Raw genomic sequence first — 16612 nt, 5'->3', positions numbered from 1 at the left:
ATTGGAATGGAAAAAGGACATACTCTTCAAGAAAATCTTAAAACGAATTTTGGTCAAGTGCATCCTGAAGGGTATAGGAAAAGTGCACGATTGATGAAACAAGCTGAAAAATTTAATCGACCAGTTGTTACCTTTATCAATACTGCGGGTGCTTTCTGTGGGGCTACTGCGGAGGAACGTGGAATTGGAGAGGCCATTGCGGATAATCTCCGTATTATGAGTCATCTCAAAGTTCCTATTATCGCCATCCTTTGTGGAGAAGGTGGAAGTGGTGGAGCCTTAGGATTAGCAGTCGCTAATGAAGTTTGGATGATGGAGTACGCAATGTATTCTATTCTTTCCCCTGAAGGATTTGCATCTATTTTGTGGAAAGATGGATCAAAAGCTGCTCAAGCTGCTGAACTCATGAAATTTACTTGTCATGATTTATTAGAACAAAAAATCGTTGACCGAGTGATTTTTGAGAAGAAAAAATCTAATGAACAAATTGCATCAGAATTACGTGAGCAATTAAAAGTGCAATTAGATTTTTGGATGAAGAAATCGAAAGAGGAGATTGTATCTCGTCGATTAGAACGATTTAATCAGTATTAAAAATGAGTAAAATCAAGGAGCCTGACTTTGTTGTTAGGCTCTTTTTTGTTATACTAAAGTTACCATTTTCATTGGAGGGATCGTTTATGACACGTTTAGAAAAAGTAAGAAATTCCATGAAAGAACAAGAAATTGATGGATTCATTGTTTATAGTCCATACAATTTACGTTATTTAGCCAACTTTACTGGAACAACTGGGTTTGCATTAATCACATTAACAGATGCTTATTTTGTTACCGACGCTCGTTACACACAACAAGCTCAACAACAAGCAAAAGGATTTCATGTGATTGAACACAAAACAGGTTGGGTTCCAGCGTTTGAAAAAATCATTCGCGAAAATGATTTAAAATTTGTTGGATTTGAAGCAGACCATGTTTCAGTTTCTCAATTAGAAATTTTTGAAGATGCATTTGATACAGCATTAATTCCAACACAAAACATTGTCGAAAAAATTCGTGAAGTGAAAGACGCTGGAGAAATCCAAACGATTCGTGAAGCTTGTCGTATTTCAGATGCAGCATTTTTACACATTTTAGATTTCATCAAACCAGGTGTGACTGAAATCCAAGTGGCAAATGAATTAGATTTCTATATGCGTGGATTAGGTGCGACAGGAGTTTCATTTGATACAATCGTTGCAAGTGGGGTTCGTTCTTCAATGCCTCACGGAGTTGCGAGTGCGAAAGTGATTGAAACTGGAGACTTAGTAACACTAGACTTTGGTTGCTACTACAATGGTTATGTGTCAGATATGACAAGAACAATCGCAGTTGGTGAACCCATCGACAAATTAAAAGAAATTCACGATGTTGTCTTGCAAGCTCAATTAAAAGTAAGCGAAGCAGCTGGTCCTGGTAAAACAGGGGTTGAATTAGATAAAATCGCTCGTGATTATATCGCTAGTCGTGGATATGGAGAATACTTCACTCACTCAACAGGACATGGTATCGGTCTTGAAATCCATGAAGCACCAAATGTTTCTCGCATTGCAACACAAGCATTTGTACCAGGAAATGTGATTACAAATGAACCAGGAATTTATCTTCCAGGTGTGGGTGGTGTACGTATTGAAGATGACATTATTATCAGTGAAACTGGCGGAGAAGTCATTCAACAAGTTCCTCGTGAATTAATCATCCTTTAAAATGGACTGTAGTTGTTAGAATACCTGTTTCATGGTAAACTAAATGAGACTGAGAAAATCTTTTAAAGAGTAATTTTCTAGTAAAAAAGGAGGTTACAAAATGGAACAAATGAAGAAATATTCTAAAGATAAAGAACTAGGAGCGATTGAAATTGCGCCTGAAGTAATTGAAAGTATTGCAGGGATTGTTGCTGCACAAGTAAAAGGATTTTATCCTGTTCCTGGTTTATTAAATACCATTTTTGGCGGGAAAGAACTATCTAAAGGGGCATATTTAACAGAGGAAAATGGTGCCTTTGTGATCGATATTTACGGAAACGTAGACTATGGGGTTTCAATTCCTAAAACAGCATTATTATTACAAAACAAAATTAAAGAACAATTGCTTTTCAGTTGTGAACTTGTTATTTCACAAGTAAATGTTCATGTTCATGATATTTTACCGGTTAAGCAAGAAGAAACTGAATTATTTGAATTGGGGGATGAATAGTGAGTCGAAAACCATTAAAAAGACGAGCACTACGTGTATTGGCAATTCAAGCATTATATCAATTAGATATGACTCCTGAAATGCACATTGTGGATGCGCTCAGTCTTGCGTTGGAATGCTCAGAAGATTCACCTTATTCTAGCGATGCAATTACGGAAGAAGATTTATTAAACGAAGTTCCGGAAATTACTTACAGCATAGCATTAGTAAGAGGAGTACAAAATAATCTCGAAAAGATTGATAGATTAATTGAAAAACACTCTAAGAGATGGAAATTAAATCGTATTGTACGTTTAGACTTGATCATCATGCGAGTAGCAATCTTTGAGATGACTTCTCCAGAATTAGAAGTTCCACAAACTGTAGCGTTAAACGAAGCAATTGAAATTGCCAAAACTTACAGTGATGAAAAATCAGCGAAATTTATTAATGGTATCTTATCAAACTTTGTAAATGGGTAAGATTCTAAGAGGAGAGTCTGAAGCAAACGTTTCAGACTCTTTTTTAAAACAGGATGCGAGAAAAGGCGCTTATAGGCGATGACGGTTTGCAGGTTGGCCGTAAGCGGTCTAGAAGACCGTGCGGACTAACCTCGAAAGGCTTGAGCCTATGCCTTTTCGAGCTCAACTAAAAATAGGATGTGAGTCTTCGCGGTAAGAAATCGACCACTGGACCAAACCAACGCAAGCATCGTTAAAGACGATGTGCGTATGGTTTGGGAAGTGGACGCGATTTCTGCGAAGCCGAACTCAACTTCAGGATGTGAGGGCGAGTGGTCAGCTTTCGACCCTTTACCGAAATTAACGAAAGCGTCCGCTACGGACGTGCGGATAATTGTCGGAAAGGAACGCGAAAGCTATGAGCCTGAACTCAACTACTGGATGTGAAGCAGAAAGACAGAAGCTAAGAATATTCTCACAGTGCGAGAATATTCTGCTTCGTAGTCTTTCGTTCACACAGTTTATTAGACTTTCTTGAATCACGAGTGATGAAAAGAAAGCGAATAAACCACTGCGTTTAAGTCAGAGCACAATCCCTTGATTACACCCAAAAAATTAACATATATGTTAATTCACACATTTGTTAATTCCACCATACATATTTTATTTTTATCAATATTACATATATTTTTTGAAAAAGGAGACTTCTATGACGCAAATTCTAGATGGGAAAGCATTAGCTGGAAAAATAAGAGAAGAACTAAAACAGGAAGTACAACAACTTTCTAAGAGTGGAGTCACACCCTCACTAACCGTTATTCTTGTTGGAGAAGACCCAGCTAGCCAAGTATACGTGCGCAATAAAGAACGTGCTTCTTCAGAAGTGGGTATTCATTCAAACGTGATTCGCCTCAGTGAAGAAACGACACAAGAAGAGTTATTAGAATACGTAAATAAGCTCAATCAAGACGTTAAAGTTCATGGGATTTTGGTACAATTACCCCTGCCAAAGCATATCGATACAGATGCTGTTTTAGAAGCGATTGTTCCTGAAAAAGACGTGGATGGTTTTCATCCAGTGAACTTAGGGAAGTTACTACAAAAGGATGAATCGATTGTTCCATGTACCCCACAAGGAATAATGGAATTCTTCAAAGAATACAATATTGACCTTGTTGGAAAAGAGATGGTGATCATCGGTCAAAGTACAATTGTTGGCCGTCCAATGGCACTATTAGGATTAAACCACGGAGCGACGGTCACAGTTTGTCATAGCCGTACAAAAAATCTAGAGCAAGTGGCAAAACGCGCTGATATTCTCATTAGTGCAGTAGGGAAAGCAGGACTCGTTACAAAAGACTTTGTAAAAGAGGGAGCCGTTGTGATTGATGTTGGGATTAATCGTAATGAAGCAGGAAAACTCTGCGGAGACGTTGACTTTGAAAATGTAGCGTCACTAACAAGTGCGATTACACCAGTACCTGGTGGAGTAGGGCCAATGACCATTGCGATGTTACTAGCTCAAACCGTAAAAAATGCAAAAAGTAAGAAGGAGTAGGACATGGAACAAGAATACTTAACCGTCACCGCGTTGACGAAGTATATTAAAACTAAATTTGACCGTGATCCGCACTTAGACCGTGTTTATTTGACGGGAGAAATTTCGAACTTTAATAAAAATAGTGTACATAAGTATTTCAACTTAAAGGATGAAAATGCGATTATCGCAGCAACGATGTTCCAAGGCGCCTATAAGAAAATTCAATTCCAACCCGAAGAAGGAATGAAGGTTCTTGTGATTGGTCGCGTTACTGTCTATGAGAAATCTGGGAAATATCAAATGATTATTGAGCACATGGAACCAGATGGGGTAGGAGCTCTTTATCAAGCCTATGAACAGTTGAAGAAAAAATTAACTGAAGAAGGAGTATTCTCTGGACCGAAGAAACCGATTCCTGTATTTCCAAAGAAAATTGCGATTTTAACGAGTGATACAGGTGCCGTTATTCGAGATATTCAAACAACAGTTGCTCGCCGTTTCCCGATTGCGCAACTCGTGTTATATCCAACAGTGGTCCAAGGAGTGCACGCAGTTCCAAGCATTCTTAAAAATTTAGACTTAGTAGAACAGTCGGATGCTGATGTGGTTATTATTGGTCGTGGTGGAGGTTCCATCGAAGATTTATGGGCCTTTAACGAAGAACCTGTTGTAAGACGTGTTGCTTCATTCGCCCTTCCAATCATTTCAAGTGTAGGACATGAGACAGATACGACTTTAATTGACTTTGCCGCGGACCAACGTGCAGCAACACCAACTGCCGCAGCTGAGCTCGCGACACCGGTACTCAATGACATCCATTTAACACTTGGAAACTTAACGGGTCGCTTGCAAACAACGATACTTAACCAGTTAAATACAAGGAAAGAGTTATTAAGTAAACTAGAAAAGTCTGGTATTTTTGTAAAACCAGAACGCATGTATGAAGTGTATGCACAGCAAGTAGATCAATTACGATTGAAGTTGATGCAAGGGATGCAACAAAGACTCCACCTGGCAAAACAACAGTCGATGCAATTTACGCACCGTCTGCAATTAGTTTCACCAGAACAATTGTTAATTCAACAAAAGCAAAAACTTGAATGGATACAAAAGCAATTACTTGATAGTAATCAAAACTACTTGCAGGATAAGCAAATTAGGTTCCACCAACTAGTAGAGAAATTGGATTTACTCAGTCCATTAAAAATTATGACACGAGGATACGGTATTGTGTTTAAAAATGGAACAATCGTAAATTCGGTAGAACAAATTGAAAATAATGAAGAAATCGAGATTCGGTTAAGTGATGGTCTTGTAAATGCGACCGTTAATGAAAAGAATAAGGAGAGTTTATAATGGCGAAGAAAACATTAAAATTTGAAGAAGCAATGTCTGTATTAGAACAAATCGTAAGACAATTAGAAAGTGGAAATGTTCCACTTGATGAAGCATTAGATAAATTTAAAGAAGGAATGGAACTTAGTCAATTTTGTAATGAAACATTAACAAAAGCAGAAGAAACAGTTCGCGCAATGATTACAGTGAATGCAGAAGGAAAAGAGGCATAGTCCTATGGTGAAGTCTGTCATTCAACAACTTCAACAAGATGTAGCTAACCACTTAACAAAGCTCATTGAAGAAAGACCAACAGAAGCTCGCCTAAAAGAAGCCATGCTTTATGCGGTACAGTCCGGTGGGAAACGCATTAGACCACTCTTAACGCTTGCAGTTGGTTCTGCTGGAACATCGACAAATAAAGCCGCGTTAGACTTAGCATGTGCCTTAGAGATGATTCATACGTATTCCCTTATTCATGATGACTTACCGGGAATGGACGATGATGATTTGCGTCGCGGTCGTCCAACTGTGCATAAGGCGTTTGATGAAGCCACTGCAATTTTAGCAGGCGATGCATTACTGACATTAGCATTTGAGGTAGCTGCAAATGCCAACTTGGAAGCTCGTCAATTAGTAGAAGCAGTGAAGATTTTATCGAGTGCTTCTGGTATGAGCGGCATGATTTCTGGCCAAATGAAAGATATTGCTAGTGAAGAAGTGACGATTACTCTCGAACAAATGAAAGAAATCCATCGTGAGAAAACCGGCGAGTTACTACTAGCTGCTGTTCGTCTTGGGAATCTTTTTGTCGATGATGCTAAGATGAAAGAAGCTTTTGTTTCTTATGCAACACACTTTGGCCTAGCATTCCAAATTCAAAACGACTTACAAGATGTATGTTGGACAAGTGAACAAACTGGGAAAGAAACAGGTAAGGATTCTGAACTAAGTAAAAATACGTATCCGGGACTATTAGGTGTTGAAGGTGCGAAAGAAGCCTTAGCAAGCGAAATTTCGTCTTGTAAACGTGCATTGGAAGAAGTGGCATTTACGTCAGAAAACCAACAAACAATGGCTCTTCTCATTGAGTTTTTAACGTATTTAGAAATATAGGAGTAACAAATGGAAAAAGAACGTGTGGATATTCTGGTCGTCCAACAAGGATTGACGGATTCCAGAGAAAAAGCAAAACGTCTTGTCATGGCAGGACAGATTGTGGATGCAGTGAATCATAACCGATACGATAAACCAGGGGAGAAAATTCCTGTAACGAGTTCATTGATGATTAAAGGAGAACCGTTAAAATACGTCTCTCGTGGCGGCTTGAAATTAGAAAAAGCCTTAAAAGAATTCGATGTTAGTGTCGATGGAAAGATTTTACTTGATATTGGTGCTTCAACTGGTGGATTTACAGATGCGGCCTTACAAAACTGTGCTAAACAAAGTTACGCACTCGATGTGGGCTATAACCAATTAGATTACAAACTACGCCAAGATGAGCGTGTTGTTGTGATGGAGCGAATGAATTTTCGTTTCGCTACACCAGATGATTTCACAAAAGGGCAACCGGATGTAGCATCCATCGACGTGTCGTTTATCTCGTTGAAACTGATTTTACCGCCATTAAAACCAATTCTAAAAGAAGGTGGCGACGTGCTTGTATTGATTAAACCGCAATTCGAAGCAGGTCGTGAACGCATTGGGAAAAAAGGAATTGTCAGCGATCCAAAAGTCCATGAGGATGTATTAGTGGATATTTTAAGCTTCAGTGAACAAATCGGATTTACTGTAGAAAAAGTAACGTATTCACCAATCACTGGTGGAAGTGGAAATATTGAATTTTTAGCGCATTTAAGAAATACGGCTTCAAGTGAGGTTCGTTCATTTGAAGAACTCGCTCGTGAGACGGTTAAAGAAGCGCAACGATTAAAAAAGTAAAGGGTGACGAACTTGATTCAAGAGATTTATATTAAGAATTTTGCCATTATCGAAGAAGTTCAGTGTACGTTTGAAAAAGGGATGACGGTTTTAACCGGGGAAACGGGCGCTGGGAAATCGATTATTATTGATGCGGTGGGCCTATTAATTGGTGAACGTGCATCGCTTGAAATGATTCGTTATGGTGAAGAAAAATCCTTGATTCAAGGGGTATTCCGAATTGAGGATCCAGCCGTTGTTGAAAAGCTTCAAGAATTCGGGGTTGAAGTCGTTGAAGATGAATTAATGATTCAACGTGAATTATTGCAAAATGGAAAATCAAACTGCCGTATTAATGGACAGTTAGCGACTGTTGCGCTCCTCAAACAAATCGGACCTTACTTAATCGATATTCATGGCCAAAATGAGCATTTCTTATTATTAAACGAAGAAAAACACTTAGGGCTATTAGATGAATTCGCACACCAACAAATGGGCCCATTGTTGGCGGAGTACGATGAAGCTTATGCAAAAGTCGTAGTAGCTAAACAAGAACTAAGAGCCCTACAGACGGCAGAAAAAGAAGATGCACAACGCGTGGATCTATTGAAATTTCAGCTTCAAGAAATCGAAGAAGCCAATATTTATGTGGGTGAAGAAGAGCAGTTAAGCGAAGAAAAAGAATACTTTACGCATTTCCAAAAAATCCAAACTGCTCTTCAGACAGCTCTAGGTGCACTTGAAGGTGATGAATTTTCAAGCGTTGATGCCATCGGAGAAGCTACTCGTGAAGTGGAAAGCTTAGAGTTAATTTCAACAAGCTTTAAGACACTTTCTACGCAAATGAGCGAGGCTTACTATCAACTGCAAGATGCTGCAAGTGCGATTCGTCATGAAATCGAAAATGCAGAATTTGATGAAGAACGCCTTGCTTTTATTGAAGAGCGCCTTGATGTTTACTATCAATTAAAACGTAAATATGGAGATGATGCAGAAGAAATTCTAGCCTTCCAAGATAAAGCTAGAGACGCTTTGAATAAGATTGAAAATAAAGAAGCATTGATTGCTGAAACAGAAAAAGTGTTGAAGAAAGCAACTATTGAAGCCTTTGCGATTGCAGAGAAGATTTCAAGTATTCGTCGTGAAGTGGCCAAACGCTTAGAAGCCGATATTGTGAGCGAATTGCACGGTCTCTACATGGAGAATGCGCAATTTTCTATTCAATTTGAGACAACTGAAGCCTTACTTGAAACAGGGGTTGACATCGTTGAGTTTTACATTTCAACGAATAAAGGGGAACCATTGAAGCCTCTAAGCAAGATTGTCTCTGGTGGAGAGTTGTCGCGTATTACATTAGCGATGAAGTCTATCTTCACGAAAGAACAACTCGTTGGAACGATTATTTTTGACGAGGTGGATACTGGTATCAGCGGACGTGTAGCGCAGGCGATTGCTTCGAAGATGCACTACATTTCAGAATACGCTCAAGTGTTGAGTATTACGCATTTACCACAAGTGGCAAGTATGGCCGATACGCATATTCATATTGAAAAAGTGGAAGAAGGCGAACGTACGCATACGATTCTGAAAGTGATGGATGAAGCAGAACGTACAGAAGAGATTGCACGTATGCTTTCAGGTACGACGATTACAGCATTAACACTTGAGAATGCTAAAGAATTATTACAAATTTCAAACGCAATAAAACAGGAAAATGATACACGAGCAGAAGGTGAACGCAAATGACAAAAATCTTTGCACATAGAGGAAGTAAAGGGACTCATCCAGAAAACACACTCGCATCTTTTAGAGAAGCAGTGCGTGTTGGAAGTGATGGGATTGAACTCGATGTCCATTTAACAAAAGACGGCTATTTAGTTGTTATACATGATGAAACAGTTGACCGCACAACCAATGGTACTGGAGAAATCAGAAACTTAACGCTAGAAGAAATCAAAGCAATGGATGCCGGTAGTTGGTTTAATGCGACATTTGCCAGTGAAAAGATTCCAACGTTAGACGAAGTACTTCACTTATTAAAAGAATTGAACTTTAACGGGCAATTAAATATCGAGCTAAAAACAGATATTATTCAATATGAAGGACTTGTTGAGAAATGTCTCGAGCTCCAAGTTACAGAGTCTTGGCCATTTGCAATTGTCTATTCTAGCTTTAATCCATATACACTAGTTGAGCTCAAAAAGATGAAGCCAGTTCAAGAAATTGGACTTCTGTTTGAGTCAGTCGAGTGGGCAAATAAAGGTGACGCGATGCTTGAAAAAGAATCGTATCATCCTGATTTGAAGTTACTAGATTGGACGCTTGAATGGAATACGAATCAATTACCTTTACGTGTATGGACTGTGAATGAAGATACAGATATTAACCGTTGCTTTGAACTACAGATTGAAGCCATTTTTACGGACTATCCGCAAAAGGCGTTACAATTAAAGGAGAACTATGAGCGATAAGCTACCAAAAATTATGATTATCGTGGGACCAACCGCGGTAGGAAAAACAGCTCTCAGTGTTGAACTAGCAAAACACTTCAATGGCGAAATCATTAATGGAGATTCGCTTCAAGTGTATAAAGGTCTTGATATTGGGACAGCAAAAGTTACTGAGGAAGAAAAAGAAGGCGTTCCTCACCACCTGCTTGATATTTGTGAGTGGGATGAACCTTTTACTGCAAGTGACTTTAAAGAGAAGGCCGAAGCAGCTATTGCAGACATTACGAGTCGTGGAAAACTACCGATTATCGTTGGTGGAACAGGACTCTATATCGAAGGCCTATTATATGGATTCCATTATAGCGGCGAGGGTTCGAATGATCCGGACTATCGTTTATTAAAAGAAAAAGAACTGGAAGAAAAAGGTTCAGAAGTGCTTTGGAATGAATTGAATGCAGTAGATCCTGAGGCGGCTGCCAAGATTTCGGTGAATAATCCTAGACGCGTGATTCGTGCGCTAGAAGTGATACATGCGACAGGTAAGAAGTTTTCAAGCCTAGAAATTCAAAAGACGTCGCACTATGATGCGTTTATTATTGGTTTAAATACAGACCGAGCACTTCTATATGAGCGCATCAATTTGCGTGTACAACTGATGTCTCAGGCTGGTCTGGAAGAAGAGGCTCGAGAGTTATATGAAAAATCAAAAGGTCTAGATATCCAATCGATTAGTGGAATTGGATATAAGGAATGGATTCCTTATTTTGAAGGCGAGCAGTCGCGCGAGGCGATTATCTCGTCTATTCAGCAAAATTCAAGAAGATACGCTAAACGTCAATTAACTTGGTTTAGAAATCGACTACCACAAATTCGTTGGGTGAATTTATTAGAGAATCCAAAAGATAAAGAAGAACTATTAGAGGAACTATCAGCTTTTGTAGAGGAGGGATAGAATGGAACAAAGAGAACGCGTCATAATTGTAAGTGTGCAAACAACGCAAACAGATGAGGATTTCTCATATGCGAACCAAGAGCTAGCGCAGTTAGTCGATACAGCGATGGGTGAAGTGGTTGCTACTGTGACACAAAAACGTGAGTCGATTAGTGGACGTACACTTGTTGGAAAAGGGAAAGTCGAAGAAATCAGTCATCTTGTCGACGAACTAGAAGTGGACCTTGTTGTATTCTATCAATCGCTCACTGGCTCGATGGTAAAAAATCTCAATGAAACGATTAATTGTCGTATTATTGACCGTGTACAATTGATTTTAGATATTTTTGCAATGCGCGCTCGCTCTAAAGAAGGGAAACTTCAAGTCCAGCTCGCTCAATTAAACTACTTACTCCCTCGTCTTTCTGGACAACGTGAAGGCTTGTCTCGTCAAGGTGGGGGAATTGGTACACGTGGTCCAGGGGAAACGCGTTTAGAAACAGATAGACGTTATATTCGTAAGCAAATCCAAGATATCGAAGAACAGCTAGAACAAATCAAAAAACATCGTGAACGTTCACGAGAGAAGAGAAAAAGTTCTAATGGATTCCAACTTGGATTAATCGGGTATACGAATGCTGGGAAGTCTACAATTTTAAATCAGTTAACACAGGCTGGCACATATCAAATGAATCAATTGTTTGCGACTCTTGATCCATTAACAAGACAAGTGGACTTGTTCCCGAACTTTGAAGTGACGTTAACAGATACTGTAGGATTCATTCAAGAGTTACCACCGACATTGATTCATGCGTTTGAATCCACACTCGAAGAAAGTGCAGATGTCGATTTATTAGTTCATGTGGTGGATGCGTCAAATGCGCAGTTTTCCTTACATGAAAAGACAGTAATAGACTTAGTCAATGACTTGGAAATGCAAGAAATTCCGATGGTGACAGTCTATAATAAGACAGATTTGATTGAAGGCGAATTTCAACCGAATCTTTATCCTTCTATTCAAATATCTGCAGTTAATGATGCGGATATTGAACGTTTAAAAGAATTTTTAAAAGAACAAGTCAAAACACAAATGACATACTACGAAGAATGGGTAGAAGTGACGGAGACGAAAGAGTTAAATCAACTTCAACAACGTACCCTCGTAGAATCATTAAATTTTGACGAAGAAAAAAATCAATATTGTGTCAAAGGCTATCGTAAATAATATTCATAAAGCGGCTTGAACCTATGAATCAAGCCGTTTTATTGTGGAGTACATTTGTAATCCAACCCTAAAACTCGTATAATGTTAAAGATAAGGATTTTTTCAGGAGGCCATCATGAAGGAGATACAAACACTCTCAAAAATTTTAAAAGAGAAGTTCGATATTTCATTTAAGAACGAGGCATTGCTTATGGAAGCGATGACTCACTCTTCGTATGCAAATGAACATAAAGAAATGAAGGGAATCTATAATGAGCGTATTGAATTTTTAGGAGATGCTGTTTTAGAATTAACGATTTCCGATTGGCTCTTTCGACAATTTCCACACTTTCAAGAAGGACAATTAACGAAACTACGAGCTCAAATCGTTTGTGAGGATAGCTTGTCTTTGCTTTCGAAGGAATGTTCTTTGAATGAGTATTTGCTGCTTGGAAAAGGCGAAACACTTAGCGGCGGACGTGAGAAGCCTGCTATTTTATGTGACGTATTTGAAGCTTTTATCGGGGCACTATATCTTGATAAAGGAGTGAAAGAGGTTCAGCGTTTTCTTAATCTAGTTGTTATCCCTAAAATTAAGAATGGACGATATGAACTAATTACTGATTTCAAAACAGAGTTACAAGAATACTTGCAACAAAATGGTCCGGTACAAATCCGCTATGAATTAGTTAAAGAAGAAGGACCTTCGCACGATAAAATTTTTACTGTTCAATTAATTGTGGATGGAAAAAAATACAAGACTGCGAGCGGCAAGACTAAGAAAGCAGCCGAGCAAATGGCCGCAAAATTGACTATGGAAGAACTAACAAAGAGTTCACTTTCATAGAAAGAAAGGGTTAAAGCATGCAATTAGAAAAAATTGAAATGTCGGGATTTAAATCATTTGCCGATAAGACAACAATTGAATTCGATAAAGGCGTGACTGCGGTTGTAGGACCTAATGGTAGTGGAAAGTCTAATCTTTCTGAAGCGATTAAGTGGGTCCTTGGGGAACAATCTGCTAAGAGTTTACGTGGGAAACGGATGGATGACGTTATTTTCGCAGGTTCTCAAACAAGAAAACCAGTGAATATTGCCGAAGTTAATCTGTATATCAACAACGAAGACAAAGTGTTGGCAACGGATCAAACACAAGTCGTGTTAACGCGTCGTTTGAATCGTAATGGGGCAAGTGATTTCTTAATTAACAAGAAACCAGTACGTTTGAAAGACATTACAGATTTAATGATGGATTCAGGGTTAGGTAAAGATTCGTTTGCATTGATTTCTCAAGGGAAAGTTGAACAAATCTTTAATGAAAAGCCTGAAGAACGTCGAATGATTATCGAAGAAGCGGCTGGAGTGTTAAAATACAAAGACCGTAAAAATCAAGCGCAACGTAAATTGAATCAAACACAAGATCACTTGAATCGTGTGGAAGATATTCTTCATGAAATTGAAGGCCAATTAGCACCACTAGAAGAGCAACGCGAAAAGGCGATTGCTTACGTTTCTAAGAAAGAACAGTTAGAAGATGTGGAAACCGCTCTTTTAGCAGTCGAAATTGAAACATTAAACGCTCAGTGGAAAGTAGCTCTTCAAGAAGTAGAGCAACTGCAAGAGCAATTAGCGCAAACAGAAGCAACATTAGAAAGCCTTCAATTGGACATCGAGGAAAATCAAGAAAAACTTGAAGCCCGTAATGAAGACCTCGATGCAAAACAAGAAGAATACGTAGAATTAATCCAAAAAGTAGAGCAACTCGATGGTCAACGTAAAGTCTTCGAGCAACGTCGCCAATTTGCAGAACGTAGCGATGAGGAAAATCAAGAAGCACTAGCTGCTGCGATTCGTGAGTTAGAAGAAGTGGAAGCAAAATTAACTCTTCTTGAAAAGAATCAAGTAGCACGTAAGGTTGTATTAAAGAACGTAGAAGATGCTTGGAGTCAATTAGTCGAAGAATTAGACCAATTAAGTCAAAGTAACGAGGAAAGCGTTAAAGAGCTTCAAAATCGTTATATTGAGCAATTACAAGAAATCTCACGTTTACTCAACCAAGAGAAGAACCTTGAGAAGTCTATGGAAGTAAACCAAAACACTCAAGAAAAAATGACAGAGCGTTTTGATTCCTTTGATGAAGAACATCGAGCTTTAGAAGAAAAAGCAAATCAATTCATTGAAAAGATTGAAGAACTCACAAAAGAAAAAGCAAGTTCTGAAAAACAGCTTCTAGCTCTAAAAGAAAAATTATCAAAAATCAATGAGCGACACTCTATTCTTTCTAATGAAGGGATGGAAAAGGAACGACATCTTCAACAATTACAAGCGACCGTTCGAAGCTTGAAACAAGTATCTGAAGATTATGCTGGTTACTATCAAGGCGTTCGTGAAGTTCTAAAGCATAAATCAGAATTGCCAGGTGTTGTCAATTCAGTAGCAGAACTCATTCGTGTAGATGAACAATTAACGACAGCCATCGATATCGCGCTAGGAGCGACGAGCCAACATATCGTTGTAACAGACGAGAAGGCTGCTGCAAAAGCGATTACGTATTTGAAGACGAATCGTCTAGGACGCGCAACATTCTTACCATTATCGATTATTAAAGAAAAACAAATACCAGATGCGGTGTTCAATCAAGCGAAAAAGGTAGACGGCTTTATTGGTATCGCAAGTGAACTTGTTTCAACAGATAATAAATTTGCATCTATTATCAAAAACTTACTTGGAACAACGCTTGTAACAACAAACTTGCAAGTAGCGCAACAATTAGCGAAACAACTTGGTTATCGCTATCGTATTGTGTCACTTGAAGGGGATGTCGTAAACGCAGGTGGTTCGATGACAGGGGGAGCTTCTAAGAATTCTGGACAACAATCACTCGTTCGACGTAACAGTCAGTTAGAAACAGTGACGAAGCAATTCGAAGAAGCAAAGGCTGAATACGAAAAATTGTCAGCACAGTTCCAAAAAGTGACAGCTGAAAAGAACAAGCTAGAAGAAGAGTATCGCGAATTAAATGCGAGTCATACTCAGTTGGAACAAACCCTCAACCAACTAGAATTCCAATCAAGATTTGCGCTTGAAGAAGTTCAAAAACACGAACGTATTCAACAAGCAAACCAATTTGAAATGGATGAACTCATTGAAGCATATGAGCAATTGGAAGAACAATACGTTGAAAACCATGAGAAATTAGTGGCTCTTCAAAAAGCAAATGCATCCTTGAAAAAAGAATTGGATTACCTTCAATTATCGAATGAGGATAAAACTCAACAAATTCAAGAAAAACAAAAAGAATTGCAAGAACTTGGCACAAATCGTGCTCGTGTACAAGAGCAATTTAACCAAGAAAAACGTGAAATTCATCAAACAAAACTTCAAAAAACTCGTTTAGAAGATCAAATTGAATTATTACATTCTAAGAAATCGGAACAGTCTCGTAATCAAGAGGAAGATGAGGCGATTTACGCGAAGATTCAAGAAGAGTATGATGCGTTAAAAGCTCAAGTGGACGAATTCGATATACTGATTAAGGAATTACGTGATGAGCGTTCAGCACTAGAAATTCATGTAAAACAATCAGAAGCTGCTAGAACGCAAGCGCAACATCAATTACAAGGTCAGTTGAAAAATCAAACACGATTAGAAACGAAAGCGAATCGTTTCGAAATTTCAATTGACCAAAAATTGACGTACTTGAGTGAAGAATACGAATTAACGTTTGAAGCAGCGATTGCCAAAACAACACTTGATATGTCGATTGAAGAAGCTTCGAAACTCGTTCGTAGCCTAAAACAACAAATCGAACAAATGGGTGCTGTAAACTTGTTGGCGATTGAAGAGTTTGAAGCGGTACAAGAACGATTTACATTCTTAACAGCGCAACAACAAGATTTACTTGAAGCAAAACAAACGTTAGAAGAAACCATTACAGAAATGGATCAAGAGGTAACAACTCGCTTCAAGACAACGTTTGATGGGGTAAGTACCCAATTTGAGCGCACATTCCCACGTTTATTTGGTGGTGGACGTGCAACACTTGAATTAACAGATCCAGAGAACTTACTCGAAACAGGAATTGAGATTATTGCTCAACCACCAGGTAAGAAGCTTCAATCACTCAGCTTACTTTCTGGTGGAGAACGTGCCTTCACAGCGATTGCATTACTCTTTGCAATCTTAGAAGTGAAGCCAGTTCCATTCTGCTTACTCGACGAGGTTGAAGCCGCACTGGATGAAGCAAACGTAGCGCGTTACGGTCGTTACTTAAAAGAATTTACAAACCGTACGCAATTCATCGTGATTACGCACCGTCGTGGTACGATGGAAGAAGCCGATGTATTGTATGGAGTAACCATGCAAGAATCTGGGGTATCAAAACTCGCATCCGTTAAGTTTGAAGACTTTGACGAATCGAATTAGAAGAAGTGAAATAAGAGTAAGAGGTAGCACATACGCGCTACCTCTTATTTTTTAATACGAATGGCTTGTTTTGTGGTATACTATAAGAGATACGTTCAATAAGCGTATAATGAAAGCAGAAATGCTTAAAGGAGT

Annotated in this window: 15 protein-coding genes; all 15 read left to right on the top strand. The window is 38.7% G+C overall.

All coding sequences use genetic code 11. From position 1 onward, the window contains the following. The coding region (locus tag Q0594_RS06080) for a carboxyl transferase domain-containing protein (protein WP_298730528.1) at positions 1 to 594 on the top strand (594 nt) is incomplete at its 5' end. An 86-nt stretch (positions 595 to 680) separates the two neighbouring features. Then, positions 681 to 1742: an aminopeptidase P family protein gene (locus Q0594_RS06075; RefSeq protein WP_298730527.1), complete on the top strand. Its 1062-nt coding sequence runs from the start codon at positions 681 to 683 to the stop codon at positions 1740 to 1742. A 100-nt stretch (positions 1743 to 1842) separates the two neighbouring features. Beyond that, the gene (locus tag Q0594_RS06070) at positions 1843 to 2232 is read left to right on the top strand and encodes an Asp23/Gls24 family envelope stress response protein (protein ID WP_298645789.1); all 390 of its coding nucleotides are present in this window, start codon (positions 1843 to 1845) and stop codon (positions 2230 to 2232) included. Continuing rightward, on the top strand, positions 2232 to 2693 hold the full coding sequence (gene nusB / locus Q0594_RS06065) for a transcription antitermination factor NusB (RefSeq protein WP_298730526.1): 462 nt from the start codon (positions 2232 to 2234) through the stop codon (positions 2691 to 2693). Before Q0594_RS06070 ends, nusB begins: the two co-directional genes overlap by 1 nt. Positions 2694 to 3381: 688 nt before the next feature. Next, entirely contained in the window at positions 3382 to 4230 is an 849-nt protein-coding gene (gene folD, locus Q0594_RS06060; RefSeq protein ID WP_298730525.1) for a bifunctional methylenetetrahydrofolate dehydrogenase/methenyltetrahydrofolate cyclohydrolase FolD, read from the top strand. A gap of 3 nt (positions 4231 to 4233) precedes the next feature. Next, positions 4234 to 5568 (top strand): exodeoxyribonuclease VII large subunit, encoded by a 1335-nt coding sequence (gene xseA / locus Q0594_RS06055; RefSeq protein ID WP_298730524.1) that lies wholly within the window; start codon positions 4234 to 4236, stop codon positions 5566 to 5568. Then, a complete protein-coding gene (xseB, locus tag Q0594_RS06050) occupies positions 5568 to 5780 on the top strand; it encodes an exodeoxyribonuclease VII small subunit (protein WP_298730523.1) in 213 nt (70 codons plus the stop codon). The genes xseA and xseB overlap by 1 nt, the downstream gene beginning before the upstream one ends. A gap of 4 nt (positions 5781 to 5784) precedes the next feature. Beyond that, a complete protein-coding gene (locus Q0594_RS06045; RefSeq protein WP_298730521.1) occupies positions 5785 to 6663 on the top strand; it encodes a polyprenyl synthetase family protein in 879 nt (292 codons plus the stop codon). 9 nt (positions 6664 to 6672) lie between these two features. Continuing rightward, on the top strand, positions 6673 to 7488 hold the full coding sequence (locus Q0594_RS06040) for a TlyA family RNA methyltransferase (RefSeq protein ID WP_298730520.1): 816 nt from the start codon (positions 6673 to 6675) through the stop codon (positions 7486 to 7488). A gap of 3 nt (positions 7489 to 7491) precedes the next feature. Next, entirely contained in the window at positions 7492 to 9213 is a 1722-nt protein-coding gene (gene recN / locus Q0594_RS06035) for a DNA repair protein RecN (RefSeq protein ID WP_298730518.1), read from the top strand. After that, a complete protein-coding gene (locus tag Q0594_RS06030; protein ID WP_298730516.1) occupies positions 9210 to 9938 on the top strand; it encodes a glycerophosphodiester phosphodiesterase in 729 nt (242 codons plus the stop codon). Before recN ends, Q0594_RS06030 begins: the two co-directional genes overlap by 4 nt. After that, positions 9928 to 10869 (top strand): tRNA (adenosine(37)-N6)-dimethylallyltransferase MiaA, encoded by a 942-nt coding sequence (miaA, locus tag Q0594_RS06025; protein WP_298730514.1) that lies wholly within the window; start codon positions 9928 to 9930, stop codon positions 10867 to 10869. Before Q0594_RS06030 ends, miaA begins: the two co-directional genes overlap by 11 nt. Position 10870: 1 nt before the next feature. Then, complete coding sequence (hflX, locus tag Q0594_RS06020) at positions 10871 to 12073, top strand: GTPase HflX (RefSeq protein ID WP_298730512.1); 1203 nt, start codon at positions 10871 to 10873, stop codon at positions 12071 to 12073. Positions 12074 to 12188: 115 nt separating this feature from the next. Then, positions 12189 to 12899, top strand: coding sequence for a ribonuclease III (gene rnc, locus Q0594_RS06015; protein ID WP_298730510.1), 711 nt, complete (start codon positions 12189 to 12191; stop codon positions 12897 to 12899). 17 nt (positions 12900 to 12916) lie between these two features. Then, positions 12917 to 16477: a chromosome segregation protein SMC gene (gene smc, locus Q0594_RS06010; RefSeq protein ID WP_298730508.1), complete on the top strand. Its 3561-nt coding sequence runs from the start codon at positions 12917 to 12919 to the stop codon at positions 16475 to 16477. The last annotated feature ends 135 nt before the right edge of the window (positions 16478 to 16612 follow it).

Source organism: uncultured Granulicatella sp. (assembly GCF_938030755.1).
Lineage (GTDB): Bacteria > Bacillota > Bacilli > Lactobacillales > Aerococcaceae > Granulicatella.
This window is presented reverse-complemented; position numbering and strand designations above follow the sequence as displayed.